13 protein-coding genes are annotated in these 16890 nt (G+C 59.5%); 10 read left to right on the top strand and 3 right to left on the bottom strand.

The genetic code is table 11. The features are described from left to right. Positions 1-215: 215 nt before the first annotated feature. Both P0D73_RS44455 and P0D73_RS44460 read right to left on the bottom strand, forming a co-directional pair. Entirely contained in the window at positions 216-1460 is a 1245-nt protein-coding gene (locus P0D73_RS44455) for a formylglycine-generating enzyme family protein (RefSeq protein ID WP_408436084.1), read from the bottom strand. 64 nt (positions 1461-1524) lie between these two features. Next, on the bottom strand, positions 1525-3246 hold the full coding sequence (locus P0D73_RS44460) for an arylsulfatase (protein ID WP_408436064.1): 1722 nt from the start codon (positions 3244-3246) through the stop codon (positions 1525-1527). A gap of 632 nt (positions 3247-3878) precedes the next feature. Here P0D73_RS44460 and P0D73_RS44465 point away from each other — a divergent pair. From P0D73_RS44465 to P0D73_RS44490, 6 genes are all read left to right on the top strand, one after another. Beyond that, positions 3879-5096: a hypothetical protein gene (locus P0D73_RS44465; protein ID WP_408436066.1), complete on the top strand. Its 1218-nt coding sequence runs from the start codon at positions 3879-3881 to the stop codon at positions 5094-5096. A 126-nt stretch (positions 5097-5222) separates the two neighbouring features. Beyond that, complete coding sequence (locus P0D73_RS44470) at positions 5223-5951, top strand: bestrophin-like domain (RefSeq protein ID WP_408436068.1); 729 nt, start codon at positions 5223-5225, stop codon at positions 5949-5951. Positions 5952-6238: 287 nt separating this feature from the next. Continuing rightward, positions 6239-8239, top strand: coding sequence for a sensor histidine kinase (locus tag P0D73_RS44475; RefSeq protein WP_408436086.1), 2001 nt, complete (start codon positions 6239-6241; stop codon positions 8237-8239). Continuing rightward, complete coding sequence (locus tag P0D73_RS44480; protein ID WP_408436070.1) at positions 8236-8844, top strand: response regulator transcription factor; 609 nt, start codon at positions 8236-8238, stop codon at positions 8842-8844. Before P0D73_RS44475 ends, P0D73_RS44480 begins: the two co-directional genes overlap by 4 nt. Positions 8845-8953: 109 nt before the next feature. Next, on the top strand, positions 8954-9331 hold the full coding sequence (locus P0D73_RS44485) for a response regulator transcription factor (RefSeq protein ID WP_408436072.1): 378 nt from the start codon (positions 8954-8956) through the stop codon (positions 9329-9331). Between the two features lie 46 nt (positions 9332-9377). Further along, a complete protein-coding gene (locus P0D73_RS44490) occupies positions 9378-10388 on the top strand; it encodes a hypothetical protein (RefSeq protein ID WP_408436074.1) in 1011 nt (336 codons plus the stop codon). 72 nt (positions 10389-10460) lie between these two features. Here the strand turns inward: P0D73_RS44490 and P0D73_RS44495 are convergent, their stop codons facing one another. Beyond that, positions 10461-10862, bottom strand: a complete 402-nt coding sequence (locus tag P0D73_RS44495; protein ID WP_408436076.1) for a YidH family protein — start codon at positions 10860-10862, stop codon at positions 10461-10463. Between the two features lie 523 nt (positions 10863-11385). Between P0D73_RS44495 and P0D73_RS44500 the strand changes: the two genes are divergently transcribed. From P0D73_RS44500 to P0D73_RS44515, 4 genes are all read left to right on the top strand, one after another. Next, positions 11386-12750 carry an anaerobic sulfatase maturase gene (locus tag P0D73_RS44500; protein ID WP_408436088.1) on the top strand — a complete coding sequence of 455 codons (1365 nt, stop codon included), beginning with the start codon at positions 11386-11388 and terminating at the stop codon, positions 12748-12750. Positions 12751-12811: 61 nt separating this feature from the next. Then, positions 12812-14302, top strand: coding sequence for an arylsulfatase (locus P0D73_RS44505; protein ID WP_408436078.1), 1491 nt, complete (start codon positions 12812-12814; stop codon positions 14300-14302). Between the two features lie 147 nt (positions 14303-14449). After that, on the top strand, positions 14450-15862 hold the full coding sequence (locus P0D73_RS44510; protein WP_408436080.1) for a DUF2252 domain-containing protein: 1413 nt from the start codon (positions 14450-14452) through the stop codon (positions 15860-15862). Positions 15863-16057: 195 nt separating this feature from the next. Further along, positions 16058-16890 (top strand): transporter substrate-binding domain-containing protein (locus P0D73_RS44515; protein ID WP_408436082.1); only part of this gene is annotated, 833 nt, incomplete at its 3' end.

Genomic DNA, 16890 nt, shown 5'->3' on the forward strand with positions numbered 1-16890 from the left:
GTCTCGCTAGTTGCCGCATGACCTATCGTCGTCGCGCAAATCACCCACGTAAGACCTGCTAGAGCACCTGTCCGCATGAATTTGCGTCTTTGCATTGCGACCTCCATTGGGTTCGTTATCAAGTTATTACTATGGCATCTACTTATTGGCCTTTTATACACAGACTTGGCTTCGTCCCCCGCCTGAATGCATCGACTGAGGAGACTATAACTACTTCACATCCGGACCATCGTCGGTATGGATGTATGCAGTATCGCGGAGCTTGAGCAAAATTCAACGATAGTAAACCGCAAGCCAACCGTGTCGAAGTTGCTCAACACAACCGCAATACCGGGTTTGGCGGGCTGCGCCACGACTGCCCTTGCGGCAACCTCGCGGTTATGCAACGACGCCTGCCACTGTGTGGCGGTCATGACGAGCCGGAAGCCGATGTGCGACATGCTGTTCATGGGATCGGCGCCACGGCGTGCGCTGGTGCGATAGCTGCTGCAATACACGTCGCTGCACAGAAATGAACCACCGCGCGTGACGCGTTTGGGCGCATTGACAGGTACGCCGGGATCGTTGGGGTCGTAGCTGCTAGCTGGGCCTTGCGGATCGACGATTGTTCTGCCGAGCGCCGCCTGGGTCTGGAAGTAGTCCGCGCGATACCAGTCGGCGACCCATTGCCAAACGTTGCCGGCCATGTCGTAGAGACCGTAGCCGTTGGGCGCGTAATGCCCCACCGGGCTCGTCCCTACCTGAACCTTTGCATCGGCCACGACGGGGAAGGGCTTCGGCTGGTTGTCCCAGATGTTTGCCATCTGCTTGCCGCCGGGGGTCTTTTCGCCTCCCCAGCTAAAGTCCTTCTGCTCGAGGCCGCCGCGCGCCGCGAACTCCCACTCGGCCTCAGTCGGCAGACGCTTGCCGGCCCATTTCGCGTAAGCCTCAGCATCTTCGTAGGAAACCTGAACGACCGGATGATTGTCCTTGCCAACGATGTCACTGCCCGGTCCTTGTGGATGCCGCCAGTTCGCGCCCGGCACGAAACGCCACCATTTCGAGTAATCGTTCAGTGACACGGGCGCGTCGGTACCGACGAAGACCATTGCGCCCGGCACCAGGACATCGTCTGGCGCCTCTGGCGTGCCAGGCGGCAACTGCACTTTCAGATCTTCCCAACGCGGTTTCTGTTCGGCGGTCGTCACATAGCCGGTTGCCCCCACAAAACGCCTGAATTCCGAGTTGGTGACGTCGTGCCGGTCCATCCAGAAACCGCTGACACGAACCTTGTGCGCCGGCCGCTCATTGGGCAGCGTCAAATGGTTATCCGTACCCATCTGAAAATCGGCGCCAGGAATCCAGACCATATCCGCTGGTCCGCTTTTGCCGTCACCGATCGTGAGCGGCGTTGGCGTGGCGGTGCGCGTCTTGTAAACGGCCGCCGCCGAGACCGCGAGCCCACACACGACCGCAAACATAGCGACCCAAATGAAGACGCCCTTTCTCGCACGCGTTTCCATGTGTCACCTCAGCATCACCCGATCAATTGCTGCTGCCTGTCGGCGACGACAGTTTCTTCATGGCATCGTCGACCGCTTTTTTCATGCTGAGCGTATCGGCGCCCTGGCTCGGCGGGAAATCCTGCAGGCTTTTCAGATGCGCTTGCAGAAACGGCACGCCCGCGGTCGGAGCCCACAGTTTCTCGGCCACGAACTTCCGTCCCGCGTAGCCCCACTCATGCGACTCCGGATCCATCTTCTCCATCGGGTCCATTAGCAGATTGAACAGATAGGGCACGCTTGGATATGACTTTTCGTTGAACCAGCTGCCATCCTTCTTCACGCCGATGTGCATCTTCCAGGCGTCGACCCGGATCGCCATCAGATCCGTTTCGTCGTAGTAGAAAATCTCGCGCCGGGCTGACTTGCCGGTCTTCCCCTCCCAGTAGTCGAGATTGTTGTAGCCATCAAGATGAGCCTTGTAGGTTGTGCCGTTCATCTTGTAGCCCTTTAGCAAGTCCTGCTTCAGGTTGGGCAGGCCCGCCGCGGCAGCAAGCGTCACGTACAGGTCTTCGTGACTCTGGATGCCGTTCAGGTCGACACCCGCCGGAATCTTGCCCGGCCAGCGAATCAGGCACGGTACCCGTACGCCACCTTCCCAGGTTGTCCCTTTCTCACCGCGGAACGGCGCATAGCCGCCGTCCGGCCACATCATCAGTTCATTGCCGTTGTCAGTCGTGTAAATCACGATGGTGTTTTTGGACACGCCCATGTCGTCGAGTTTCTTGAGCAATTGACCGATCTGATCGTCGTGCTCGAGCATCTTGGCACGTACCACATCCTGCTCGGCGCGCCCTTCCGCAACCGCCTGTTGCAGATACTTGTTCTGCGGATGCGACCAGATGTGAATCGCTGTGGTGTTGAACCAGACGAAGAACGGCTTGCCGGTCTTACCCGTGCGATCCAGCCAGTCGAGCGTCTGTGTGAGGACCTCGGAATCGAACGTCTCCATGCGCTTGCGGGTCAGCGGTCCGGTGTTTTCGATTCTTTGCTTGCCGACCTTGCCGAATTTAGGGTCATCCGTGGCGTCGTCATTGCTGGTGGCCCATGTATGCAGCACGCCGCGCGGGCCGACGTCCTTTGTGTACTGAGGATTGCGCTGGCCAGGATAGTCGAGCTCTTCGGGTTCCTCTTCGGCGTTGAGGTGGTACAGATTGCCGAACCACTCATCGAAGCCGTGCACCGTCGGCAGGAATTCGTTACGGTCGCCCAGGTGGTTCTTCCCGAATTGGGCCGTTGCATATCCTTGCGTCTTCAACACTTCGGCAAGCGTCGGGTTGCTCTTCTGAATGCCCCGCTTTGAGCCTGGGATGCCTATCGTCGTCATGCCGGTGCGCACCGGCATCTGGCCCATGATGAACGCAGCCCGGCCCGCCGTGCAGCTCGGCTGTCCATACTGGTCGGTAAATAACGCGCCATCGTGGGCGAGGCTGTCGATGTTGGGCGTACGGCCCATCATGCCGTGATCGTATGCACCTATATTCCACATCCCAATGTCATCACCGAAAATCACGACGATATTCGGTTTGTCATTCGAGGTTTGCGCGCACGCAAGCGTCGGCACTATCAGCGCCGCCACCACGACGAGCGCGGCGCTGGCGAATAGCCGCCAGCGTTGCACAATAAGGGCAACGTTGCGCGCCGAACCCGGCCATCCCCTACCTGCAACGGACCCCGCGCCTTTATTGTTGCTTTGCCTTCTCATGGAAGCCTCCCGTCTAGTACGCACGAGTCAGGAAATGTTGCCGCCGGAAGCTAGGCATCAGCGCGCGGCCACACAGTCAGAAAACTGTCGCTGACAATCGGATTGCGTTCAGCCAAAGATCAGAACCGATCCCACTGATGCAGACAGGATCGCCAGTCATGCTTTGCGATAAATCATCGCTCAAATTAGCTTGCCCCGAAGGGCAATCTCGTTGCCCCACACCCCGATAGCGCACGGCCTTGAGCAGCACGACACTTAAATCGCCGGCCCCCGGTGAACCGAGGCAAAGCGCTCTTAACTGTTCTTTTAGGATCCTTTGAGAATCCACGGAAAGCGCCACCATTTCATCAGGACAACACATGCGCAACCGCGCACCACCGCTTCACAATCTGCCGCATCTCGCGCTTCAAAGGTCTGGTCACCATGTCCGCTGACCCCGACGTATTGATACCGAATCCACCGGTGTTTCGCATGCTCGTGCAATGCGATGCGGAGCCGCCCGCGCGGCGCGAGACGCGTGGCCAGCCGCAGACCGGCGGTAACGGACGCAGCCTGCTGATCGCTGATCGAGGGCGGCACTCACCTGCTAGCGCGGTGGTTCGGGAAAGCGGATTTTGACGACGGAGCAGCACATGGCCATCTCTGAACAGCGTGGTGCAGGCGAGCCCGATACCGCCAGCGACGCCACCGGCGTCGAACTGTCACTGGTGCGCGACGACATCGGCTTTCGCATTCAGCGAAGGCTCGGGCTGATTCCCGCCAACGGCATGGGCACGTCCCGGCGCGCGCTCATCTTTGCGGCGATCACCTGGCTGCCGCTAGTGGTCTGGGCCATGCTCACCGGACGCGGCTGGAGCATCACGGGCGAAGATTCACTGTTTGCGCACTTTGGTGTTCACGTGCGCTGCCTCGTGGCGATTCCCCTGTTGATCGTCGCCGAAGACATCGCGCAGAAATCCGTGCCGCCGCTGCTTCGCTACTTTGTCGAATCCGGTCTCGTCACCACCGAACGGGTTCCGCAATTCAGGGCATTGATCGCCAGCGTGGTCCGGCTCAGGAACGGCGTGCTGCCATGGGTGATGATTCTTGGAGTGGCCATTGCGTGGTCGAGCGCAGGCGCCGTCTTCAGACAGTTCGAAGATATGTCATGGGCCGCCGCGGGCGGCGAAGCCGACAGTGAGATCACATTTGGCGGCTGGTGGTTCGTGCTGGTGATCCGGCCAATTTTCACCGCCCTGCTTCTCGCATGGCTGTGGCGGGCGTGCCTTGTTTTCGTGCTCACGCTCAAGCTCGCGAAGTTTCCGCTGGCGCTCGTTCCAACGCACCCGGATCGGGTCGGCGGATTGGGGTTTTATGAGCGCCTCGTGTTCATCTTCAGTCCGGTCGCCTTCGCCGTCTCCGCGGTTGCGGCGGCCTCGTTTGCACACAATGTCGTTTATCACGGCGTCAGCGTGATGGCGATCAAAGGGGTGCTGATCGCGACTGCGGTACTAGTTACCATCATCTTTCTCGTTCCGCTAATGCCTCTGGCCTTGCTGTTGGGAAAGGTCAAGCGTCAGGCGATTTTCGACTACGGCAGCATCGTCGGACACCACGGCAGACTGGTGCATCGCCGCTGGGTGTTGAGCGAAGAGATCGGTTCGCCTGCAATTCTCGATGCCCCCGAACTCGGACCGGTCGCCGACGTGCAGTCCATCTTCGCTTCCGTGCTGCACATGCGAAAGTTTCCCATCAGCAAGCTGGGTGTGGCCGCCATCGCCGTCCCGGCAGCCATTCCTGTTCTGATTGTCGCCGGCATGCAACTGCCCATCCAAAGCCTTCTGCTGACGGTTCTCAAGACGCTCATTTGACATGCGCTCAGCGCGGAACGCGAAGCATCGCTACGAAGAAAACCAGCGCAAACCGCAAACTTCAGCAGATTTGCAAAGGAGGCAGGCATGGAACTACTCACGAACCATCCAATCGTTCTCTTTGTCGTGTCGATCGTGTCGATGACACTTGCGGGATGGATAGGCTTTGCCTTCCTTCGGCGCCGCAAGCCACTGGAAGGCGAGGTTCGCGAAGACTTCGGTATTGTCCAGTCCGCCGCGTTGACGCTGCTCGCACTCGTTATCGGCTTCAGCCTCTCGATGGCGGTGGGACGCTACGACCAGCGCAAGAACTACGAGGAGGAAGAGGCGAACGCAATCGGTACAGAGTTTCTCCGCGCCGATCTCCTGTCTGCCTCCGAAGCAGCAGCGGTACGTTCGCTGCTGCCCAAATACCTTGAACAGCGCATTCTGTTTTACGAGGTTCGCGATTCAGCGCGCCTGGCCGAGGTCGACGCCGTGACGACAAAACTCGAAACGGATCTATGGGCAGCAGTCAGGACTTCGGCCGCGGCGCAGCCGAACCCTGTCACGGCGCTCGCTGTCGCCGGTATGAACGACGTGATTAATACACAGGGCTACTCCCAGGCCGCGTGGTGGAATCGCATTCCTCCGTCGGCATGGACATTGATGATTGTGATCGGCGTGTTCTGCAACCTGCTCGTCGGCTATGGAGCGCGGAGCGCAAATGCGAAAATGCGCTTTCTGCTAATCATGCCCCTGATTGTTTCACTTTCGTTCATGCTTATCGCCGATATCGACAGCCCGCGTAACGGCATTATCCGGGTCGCGCCTCAGAATTTGATTAGCGTCGCGCAATCGCTGTCCAAGCCGTGAGCCATATGCCATTGCATTTCACTGTCTCAGTGCCCGGCAGTGTGACCCACTGCGGCCCTATACGCGCCATTGCTATTCACCGAGACACGTTTCACTGACTCAAATATCTCGCTGTCAGTTTGTAAAAAAAAACTCTAAGATGATAGCAACAGCAGAAGCCGCCACCCGTAGTCATCCTATTGAACGCACACAGATGATTCGAAGCGCGCACTTGGCGAAGCTCACCAGAAAATCGGCCCTGTCGCGATGTTGATCCAGTTGGCCAACTGCCCAGACATAGCGTGGATATGCCCGACTTCGCAGAATGCGTGTACGAGGGAAGTTCGAGGACCGTGGTGGCCGGAACGGTACGTCGAGGCGTTGTATTGTCTCGCGGCAAGCGCTGGCTGACTGCGCTGCTGCTTTGCGTCAGCGTCAGCACTTCCGTCGCTCATCCGTGGCGCGTGGTCATTCTGCCGGGAGCCGACCCCACGCAGCCTGCAGCTTTTGAACAAATTCAGACGCTTCGCAGTTCACTCGCCGCGGCCGCTCCCGACGGGGTGGAATTTTATACCGATCCGCTCGATGGCCTACGCTTCGATAGTGCCGCGCTGATGCCCGATTTCCTCGCATTGATGAGGAAAAAGTATCAGAACACGCAGGTTGACATCGTCGTTGGTATAGCGGATTTCGCCCTCGACTTCACCCGTAAGTATCACGAAGAAATCTGGCCCGGTGTGCCGGTCCTGATTTCCAGCATCGAGGACCGTAGGCTCAACGGACTGCCGCCAGGTTTTGCACATGCGCCGATGCAGATCGACATTGGCGGCACCCTCGCGCTGGCCGAACGGCTGCAGCCGCTGGCGCACCATCTCGTCGTGGTAAGTGGTGTCACAGCGTTCGATCGTGATGGCGCTGCCCGTACCGCGAAGATAGCAACGGGACGCACGTCCCGCAAATGGACGGTGGACATCTGGAGCGGCTTGCCGTTACCCGAGTTGCGCCAACGCCTTGCCGCTCTCGACAAGGGTAGCGCGGTGATCTACACGACTATGTACCGCGACAGGGACGGGCGGACCTACTTCCCCTATGAAGCCGTGGCGCCGATGGTCGAGGTCTCGGGCGCGCCGATCTACAGCTGGTATCCGACGTACCTTGCGCGCGGTCTGACGGCGGGCTCCGTCGTCAGCTTCGAGAACAACGGCCGGCTCACCGGCGAGCTGGCTGCATCCATCCTGCTCGGAAAAACGTCACCTGGTGGGGCGACCACATCAATAGGTCCGTCGCGCTGTGCCGCGAACGTTGGGCAGATGGAAAAGCTGGGCCTTCGAACCGACGCGTTGCCGGCGGGCTGCGCGCTAACCAACGTGCCGCCTTCTATATGGCGCCAGTACCGGGGCGCTGTCTTGTTGGCGCTGACAGTCCTGGTCATGCAGGCGCTCACCATCGCCGCACTGCTATGGCAGCGGCGCAGGCGCCATCTGGCAGAAGACGAGGCCACTCTGCGTCGCAGCGAGTTGGCTCGGGCCGCGCGCTTTGCTTCCGCGGGCGAACTGAGTGCATCCATTGCTCACGAAGTGGGTCAGCCGCTAGGGGCCATCCTCAACAACGCCGATGCAGCCGGGATGATGCTGGAGCAGCCATCGCCGGAAATGGACGAGCTGCACGCCATCCTCGCGGATGTGCGTCGCGATGCGTTGCGTGCCAACGAGGTGGTTCAACGTCTGCGAGCCCTGTTGCAGAAGCAGCCGGTGGCGTTCGGTCCGCTCGAGATCGATGGCACGCTCGCCGAGACCCTGGCGCTCCTCGGACCGGAGGCACGCCGCCGCAGCGTGACGATCGAAGCAAACCTGGGTGCCAATGCCGTCCGGCTTCAGGGTGACCGTATCCAGTTGCAACAGGTGTTGCTTAACCTCACCCTCAATGCGATGGACGCCATGCAGGATACGCCGCCGTCCGCGCGCATTCTCTCCGTCTCGACGCGGCAGAGTGGCGGCGGCCTGGAACTGACGGTCGCTGACCGTGGACAGGGCATTGCGCAGGGTGCAAAAGCACGACTGTTCGAGTCACTTTACACGACCAAACCGCATGGCATGGGCCTCGGCCTGTCTATCGTCCGCACCATCGTCGAAGCTCACCGCGGACGTGTCGCTGTGGCGGATCGCGAAGGCGGGGGTAGCGTGTTTAGCGTCTGGTTGCCGACGAGCAGCATGCCTGATGTGGCCGTTGTCCACCGTCCCAACAGCGATGCCGCGACGGCAACGGACCGGGTTGTCACACGGCCAGCCGTACAAGGAGGAAGCACGTGAGTGATCACATCGACGCTGTCGTTCACATCGTCGACGACGATGCATCCATGCGCACCGCCTTGACTCGACTGCTCACACTCGCGGGTTATCTGGTCAAAAGTTACGCGTCGGCCGGGGAGTTCCTGGTGGCCGAACCCGACACCCTGCCTGGCTGCCTGGTGCTGGATCTCGACCTTCCCGGGCCCGACGGGCTCGAGTTGCAGCATGCGATGCAACGCCAGGGCAACGCCATGCCCGTTGTTTTCATCAGCGCACACCACGACATTCCCAGCACCGTACTAGCCATCAAGGCGGGCGCGTGCGATTTTCTGCTCAAGCCGATCGATGCTCACGCCCTTCTCGCAGCAATCGAAAGTGCGCTTGCACTTGCCGCGGTTGCGCCGCCCGGAGAAACATCCAGCGAATCGCGAACGGCAGACCTGACCGATCGCGAGCAAGCGGTGTTGCGTGGCGTCGTCGCCGGCCGGCTCAACAAACAGATTGCCGCCGAACTGGCCTTGAGCGAACGGACAATAAAGACGTGCCGGGCCGACCTCATGCGCAAGCTCAATGCGCACTCGCTCGCCGAACTGGTGAGACTCTCCGAGCCAATGTTCCGCGTCTGAAGGGTGCATTCGATGTCGGCTTGCCCCGAAGGGCAACTTCATTGCCCTCCTTCCCGATAGCGCCCGGCTGTTGCCCGTATGACACTTGGGCATCTGCCCCGGGCTGGCAATGGACGAAACTAAACAGCTTATTGTGGTCGTCGAAGATGACGCAGGCGTACGGCTCGCTCTACAACGGCTGCTTCGTGCATCGGGTTTTCGGACGCTGTCGTTCGAAAGTGCCGAAGCGCTCGTGACGGCGGCTGGCGCAAGCAACGCGAGTTGCCTCGTGCTCGATGTGCAACTGCCCGCGACTTCCGGTCCCATGCTTTACGCGCAACTTGGGCGGCACCGGCCGCCAGCGGTATTCATCACCGCACATGACGGCCCTGCGACCCGAAGCGAGGTGGCCAACGCCGGAGGCAAAGAGCTACTCATCAAGCCGTTTATCGCCAGGGACCTGCTGGATGCAATAGCGCGGGCCATGTGTGCTGCGAAGCGGCCCTGACTGTGACTGAACGAGACCGACCTTGGAACCCGGATAGATCCACTCGATGTCGACACCATTCAACGTGCCGCGATTTGACCTCCCGAAGACCAGCCGCGCGTGGCTATTCGCATTGACGTTTCTGATGAGCGCGTTTTCACCCAGCGCCTACTCCCAGACCACACAGCCGAACATATTTCTGTCGAACCGGGCAAGACTGAACACCAACATTCAGGAACAGGCAAATAGCGTCCTCGCCATCATGTCGTACACCACCGTTCCCGACGTAACCACCAGTTCGCTGTCCATCAACAACGGCGCGACGGGCAATCCTGGGTTCGCCCAGACTCAGCTGGGCGGCGGCTTTACGCTCAGCAAGAGCTTTCCGCTCTACCTGGAAGGCACGATCGCGTTGAGCCGTTACGACCCGACCTTCGTCGCCACCGACGGCGCCCAACAGCGGGTGGTGCCGGTCAAATGGGACACGGCGAGCACGACCGTCGGCATCGGCTGGGATTTCCCGATCACCGACGAACTGAAATTCCGCCCCATCCTGAATGGAACGATCGGGCGGGTCACCAGCGATCTGCGCGTTGCGCAGGCGTTCATTAATCATGCCGCGGACACGAACCTGCAATTCCTGAGCGACGGCACGCTCAACGCCTACGGCTATGGCGGCTCGTTGATGCTCGACTACGAGCACTATCGGGAGAACTACGAGATCGACGTCGAATTGCGGGCCACGGATATCTACCTGCGCAGCTTCGGAAGTACATCCGCGGCTGCACAGGGTTCGTCCACCGCGCAGCAACTGAGTCTTTGGGCGCGCTGGCGAGCGCCAACCGGCTTGCATGCGCTGGAAAAACCCGTTCGCTACGTGCTTGAAACCGCTTACTCGCAGTATTTCGGCAATAGCGCCGGCGTGCTGGGCTTCAACAATCTGACCTCGTTGGGCGTCGGCCTTGAATTGGACAGCAGCCACTATCCCGTCATCGTCACGCGAACTCGACTCATGGTCCGATATGTATTTGGGCACGATGTTCATGGTGTATCCGTCGGATTTGCCATGAGCTTCTAGCGGCGTCAATCTGTTCAACACGATGGTGACGGCCGCGTGCGGAGGACTGGACCGATGATCGCCGGGAGATTCTCAGAGCAACCTGCCGACAATGCTCAAGAACACGACCGATCCAGCGATTGCCATGATCAGCGCAATGACAAACGTGGGCCGCCAGACGCTGAAGCGCTGAATTTCTCGCATGGACACGAGGGTTCGCCAGTATTCGATGGCTCCCATCACTGTCGAAACCGTGCCCATCGCAGTGAGGAATAGCCCCACACGTCGCGGCGTTTCCGGGTGGGACAGATGCACGCCCGCTTCCTGAAATCCCTGGAGGATCTTATAGATCGTAAAGCCGAAACTGATCATCGATAGCGCGGTTCTGATCCATGCCATGAGTGACCTGTCGGCGGCCATGAGCGTGCGCTTTGCCGCGAGATTCGTGCGGTCGCCGGCCAGTTGATTCGAAGTTCGGGTCTCTGGTTCGCTCACGCCAGCCTCCTCATTGATTTGCCCGACCGCGACCGCCGCAGCGCTCGCTGGGTCAAGCGCGTAAAGCAGGACATGGTCACATGATCGACACGACGTTCCCGTTTCATCAGGTCAAAAAACTATAGTCTTCAATCGCGTTGTTCTAAAGCCTGAATCGTGAAAAAGCGTGGATCGTCCTTGTCGCGATCGACGTGGAACCTGGCGACGAAAGTAAGGGTTAAGGGCACCGCTCAGATGACGTTTTCTCCGCCAACGTGTGCTAGATTTAATCCAAAACAGTTCGTAGTGCTGATGCGAAAGCTATTGAATGTGTACCTTATCAAGCAACAAACATGACTCGTTCGGAGCGTGCGAACAACGTCGCTGGACCTGATTGAACGCATTTCCCGAGGCGCGTGATCCGCAAGCCGGCACGCTAATGAATACGGAGAGCATCTTGACTGACTCGACGCTGCTGTCTCGCCCAGATGCCTCCTCGTCCAAAGTTCCGGACTCCGCCGACTCGCCGCCGTGTTTCCATCTATTGGCCAAACCAAGCGGTTCCACCTGCAACATCGATTGCCAGTATTGCTTCTTCCTGTCCAAAGACGCACTCTATCCCAACGAAAGACATCGCATGTCGCAGGCCACGCTCGAAACCTACATTCGCCAGTTGCTCGAGTCGCATCGCACCCCGGAAGTCACAGTGGCGTGGCAAGGCGGTGAGCCCACGCTGATGAAAGTCGAGTTCTTCCGAGCGGCCGTCGAGCTGATCGACAAATATCGTAAGCCTGGCCAGATCGTGAAGCATACGTTCCAGACCAACGGCATTCTCCTCGAAGACACGTGGTGCCGCTTCTTCAAGGAGCACAACTTCCTCGTGGGTCTGAGCGTCGACGGGCCTCGCGAACTGCACGACATCTATCGCATCGACCGACGCGGCCAGGGAACCTTCGATTTCGTCATGAAAGGTTGGAAGCAGTTGAAGGAGCATGGCGTCGACTTCAACATTCTCTGCACCGTCAACGCCGCCAATCAGCATCATGGGCGCGCCGTCTACCGCTTCTTTCGCGACCAACTCGGTGCAAAGTGGGTGCAGTTCATTCCGATCATCGAGCGTGCCACGGAGCAGACCATCCAGTTGGCGAACCTCGGCTGGAGCGATCGGCCCGGCCGCAAGCGCGTGCTCTACACGCAAACGGGCAACCGCGTCACTGATCGTTCGGTGGGCGCGCTGCAGTACGGGCGGTTTTTGCTCGATGTATTCGAAGAGTGGCTGCGCCACGATGTGGGCCGCGTATTCGTTCAGCTTTTCGACGTCACGCTCGAGGCATATTTTGGCCGGCATTTGCTGTGCATTCATGCCCCCACTTGCGGTCTCGGCCCCGCGCTCGAATATAACGGCGACCTGTATTCCTGCGACCACTTTGTCGAGCCCGGCTACCGGCTTGGCAATATTCACGCCACTCACATGCTCAAACTGTTGTCGTCGCCGGAACAGCGCAAGTTCGGGCAAGACAAGCTCAATTCGCTGACGGCGCAATGCCGGAGTTGCAAGGTCAGGGCGCTGTGCAACGGAGGCTGCCCGAAGGACAGGTTCGCGGTCTCGCGCGATGGCGAAGCGGGTCAGAACTATCTCTGCGCCGGTCTTGAGTTTTTCTTCACCCGTTCGCGCCCCGCCATGGAGACGATGGCCAAACTGCTTCAGAGCGGCCGCTCACCCGCGGAGGTGATGCCGCTTGTCGCCGGCGAAGACAAGCGACGCGGGCCCTATTCGCCCTGCCCTTGCGACAGCGGTCAAAAATTCCGCTTTTGCCACGGCAATCACGCACCCGAGGACTCTTTCGGCAACGTCGGCAGCGCGAGCCGCGATCGTGTACCTCGTGAGCCACGGAGCATCGCCGTGTGAGTCCTTAGCCCAGGTCGCATTCAGGTGACCTGGTTGCAATCTGAAAGGAGACGAAGCAATCATGGCAACAAAGCAACCGAATATTCTTATTTTGTGGGGCGACGATATCGGCTGGTGGAACATCAGTTTCAATAGCCACGGACAGATGGGCTATCGCACGCCGAACATCGACCGCGTTGCCAACGAAGGCGTGGCATTCACCGACTATTACGCCCAGCAAAGTTGCACCGCCGGGCGTGCAGCGTTCATCACCGGTCAGAATCCGATCCGCACGGGATTGACAAAGGTCGGCATGCCAGGAGCGGACCTCGGGCTGTCAGCCGAGGACCCGACGATTGCGGAAATGCTCAAGCCGTTGGGTTACGTCACCGGCCAGTTCGGCAAGAACCACCTCGGCGACAAGGACGAGTTCCTGCCAACCATGCATGGGTTCGATGAATTCTTCGGCAACCTTTATCACCTCAATGCCGAGGAAGAACCGGAGGACCCCGACTATCCGAAAAGTCCCGATTTCAAGAAGCGCTTCGGCCCGCGCGGCGTGCTGCACTGCTGGTCCGATGGTAAAGGTGGACAGAAGATCGATGACACAGGCGCCCTCACCAAAAAACGCATGGAGACCATCGATGACGAGACGACTGCGTATGCAAGCGCATTCATCGACAAGGCTCATCAAGACGGCAAGCCTTTCTTCCTCTGGTACAACACCACCGCAATGCATTTCCGGACTCATTGCGCCGAGAAGCACAAGGGCAAGAGCGGCCAGGGGGACTATAACGACGTAATGGTGGCCCACGACGAGAACATTGGCAAGATGCTCGCCAAGCTCGACGAGCTCGGCATTGCCGACGACACCATCGTCATGTATTCAACGGATAACGGACCGCATTACAACAGCTGGCCCGATGCCGGCATCACGCCGTTCCGCTCGGAAAAGAACACCAATTGGGAAGGCGGCTGGCGCGTGCCGGCGTTCGTCCGCTGGCCTGGGCACTTTCCCGCCGGCACGGTTCTCAACGGCATCGTCACGCATCAGGACTGGATGGCGACATTTCTGGCCGCCGCAGGCGTTCCCGACATCAAGGAGAAACTGCTGAAGGGACACAAAGCTGGCGAGAAGACATTCAAGGTTCACCTCGACGGCTTCAACATGCTTCCATATCTGTCCGGTGAAGTGAGTGAAAGCCCCCGTGAGTCTTTCTTCTACGTGAGCGATGACGGCGACATTCTGGGCATCAGGGTGAAGGACTGGAAAATGGTGCTGATGGAGCAGCGCGCTACGCGCTTGCAATGTTGGGCCGAGCCGTTTGTGCCACTAAGACTTCCTAAAATGTTCAACCTGCGGCGCGATCCGTTCGAGCGGGCCGATGATAGTTCGAACACCTACTGGGACTTCGTGATTTCCCACGCCTATCTGATCTACGGGATGCAGGCAGTGGTGGCCTCGCAGATCAGCGAGTTTGAGGCATTTCCGCCACGCCAGAAGGCAGCGTCGTTCAATCTGGATGCGGTGATGCGTCAACTCGAGGATGCCGGCGGTAGTGCGGGACATTGAGCTGCGGCAATCAAACCAGAGCCAGCAAAACGAATATATGGACGGTGACGCAAGAAACTTTTTCGGCAACAGTAGAGCAGAGGTTTTGCATCTGCCGCCCGCCCCTTTCTTACCCATCACGTCAGGCAGCCGGTAAGGAGATTCCTTGTGGCAAAAATTCGCAATACTGATTCCGGCAAGAAGTCATCATCAACCGGTCGCAGGCAGGTGCCGCGCCGGGAGCATGCAGCGGTCGGTAACGTTGATCGTGATCCTGTGAAACTGCTGGAGATCAACAGTGCGGGCCGAATCGAGCGACTCGTGCCGCTGCGTTACGGCCGCATGATCGAATCGCCCTTCGCGTTCTATCGCGGAAGTGCCATCATCCAGGCGCACGACCTTGCGGGTACACCCAACTCGGGCGTGATCATCCAGATTTGCGGAGATTGTCACCTCGCGAACTTCGGCGGCTTCGCGACCCCCGAGCGCGCATTGTTGCTTGACCTCAACGACTTCGATGAAACCAGTCCGGGCCCTTGGGAATGGGACCTGAAACGGCTGGCCGCCAGTTTTGTGGTTGCCGCGCGGCATCTGCAACACAAACGCGGGGTCGGGGAAGAGCTGGTGCGCAGGGTCGTGAGCAGCTATCAGACGCGGATGGCGAACTACGCCGAGACGAGCATCCTCGACATCTGGTACGACCGGATCACCTTTGATCGTCTGCTCGAAGAGCTCACTTTGCCGGAAGCCCGCAAGCGCGTGCAGCGTGGCATGGAGCGGGCCGCCAGCCGCACCGGTGAAGCGCTGCTACCCAAGCTCTCGGACCGTGTCGGCGGCCGTTGGCTGATTCGTGACGCGCCGCCCGCGATCTTCCATCCCGGCGGAAAGAACACGCTAATCTCGGCGGAGGACGACTGGACCCGACGGAGCAAGACACGTCACGGTGTCGATAAGGCATTCAACGAGTATCTCTCCACGCTTGCGGCAGACCGACGCCAGCTATTGAGCAATTTCACCGCCCAGGATACGGCCTTCAAGGTGGTCGGTGTGGGTAGCGTCGGCAGCCGCTGCCTGATCCATTTGATGGTAGACCGGCACGACAAGCCGCTCTTTTTGCAGATCAAGGAGGCGACTCAGTCGGTCGTGGCCCGTTATTTCAAGTCGCCCCCAATCGAGCATGAAGGCCAACGCGTGGTCGAAGGGCAACGCCTGATGCAGGCGGCGAGCGACCTGTTTCTCGGCTGGACGAAGGGCCCGCTGGGGCGCCATTTCTATATGCGGCAATTGCGCGACATGAAGCTGTCGCCGCAGATCGAACTGATGGATGCGCCAGTGCTCGGCGAATTCGCCGCGGTATGCGGCTGGGTGTTGGCGCGCGCACATGCAAAAGCCAGCGGACGTGCAAGGGAAATCAACGAGTACATTGGCCGAGGCGAACAGATGGCCGATGCGATGGTGAAGTACTCAGAGGCCTACGCCGATCAGGTTGAGCGCGACTACGAAGTGTTTGTCGCAGCATGCCGGTCGGGTCGGCTCGAAGCGCGCACCGACACGGACATGGCGGCGGATTTCCGCGTCTAGGCAAGATGCGTTAAGACAGACCGTTGGCCAAACAATCCTCAGGGGCGCAGTCACACCCTCCAGGAGGGCGAGAATCGCGATTCGAACTGGTCGCGCCGTTGACATCGATATGGTGTGGTACAGCTGGCGGAACCGAAATGCATTCCGCCGGTAATGGCCGGTATAAACAATGCGATCTACTTCGGGAGAGATGCGATGAACAGCCCATCGAAGTGGCTGGTCGCGCTGGGCTGCCTCACGCTACCGTCGACGGTGATGGGACCATTTCCAGCGGTCTCCGGAAAGCTGAACCCGATACATAACGCCGGGACCATCCGTGTCGATGCAAGCGTAGGGGATGGCACCTCAGCCCTTGACGGCAAGATACGCAGGCCGAGGCTGACCGTTCCGGTCGATCGCGGCGTAACACGAGTAGTCGCAGCCGCCTCAGTTGCCGATCGCCCGTTGCGGGTCGTGGTTGCACCGATCGCGCCGTTCGTCCTGCCACAGACTAATACCCCAGCGGGTTTTAGCATCGACCTGTGGGACGAAGTGGCACGCCGCATCCGCGTCGATTTCACTTGGACCGTAGTCCCGACGCAGGCCGCTTTGCTGCTTGCCGTGCAGCGTCGTGACGCTGATGTCGCAATAGCGGCGATCACGATGACGCCGGAACGCGAAAAGGTCGTGGACTTCTCGCTCCCTTTTTTTGACTCCGGATTGCAGATCATGGTGCGCGCCCAGAACGAAAGTGCGTTTCTCGCGACGTTCTGGTCGATTCCGTGGAGGTCCATTGGACAGCTTCTGGGCATAGCAATCGGCATCGTCTTCCTTCTCGCCAATCTGGTGTGGCTGATCGAACGGAAGCACGATCGCAATTTTCAGAAGCCCTATCTGCGCGCGATCGGCGAAGGTCTATGGGTGACCACATTGATCATTGCAACTGGAGAGCACGGGGACCGCGATTCAGCTAACGTATGGAAACGCGTACTGGTTCCGGCGATGTGGCTGATCGGCGCCGTGCTAATTGCGCAACTCACGGCAACAGT

It is taken from the genome of Paraburkholderia sp. RL18-101-BIB-B (genome assembly GCF_046026985.1).
Lineage (GTDB): Bacteria > Pseudomonadota > Gammaproteobacteria > Burkholderiales > Burkholderiaceae > Paraburkholderia.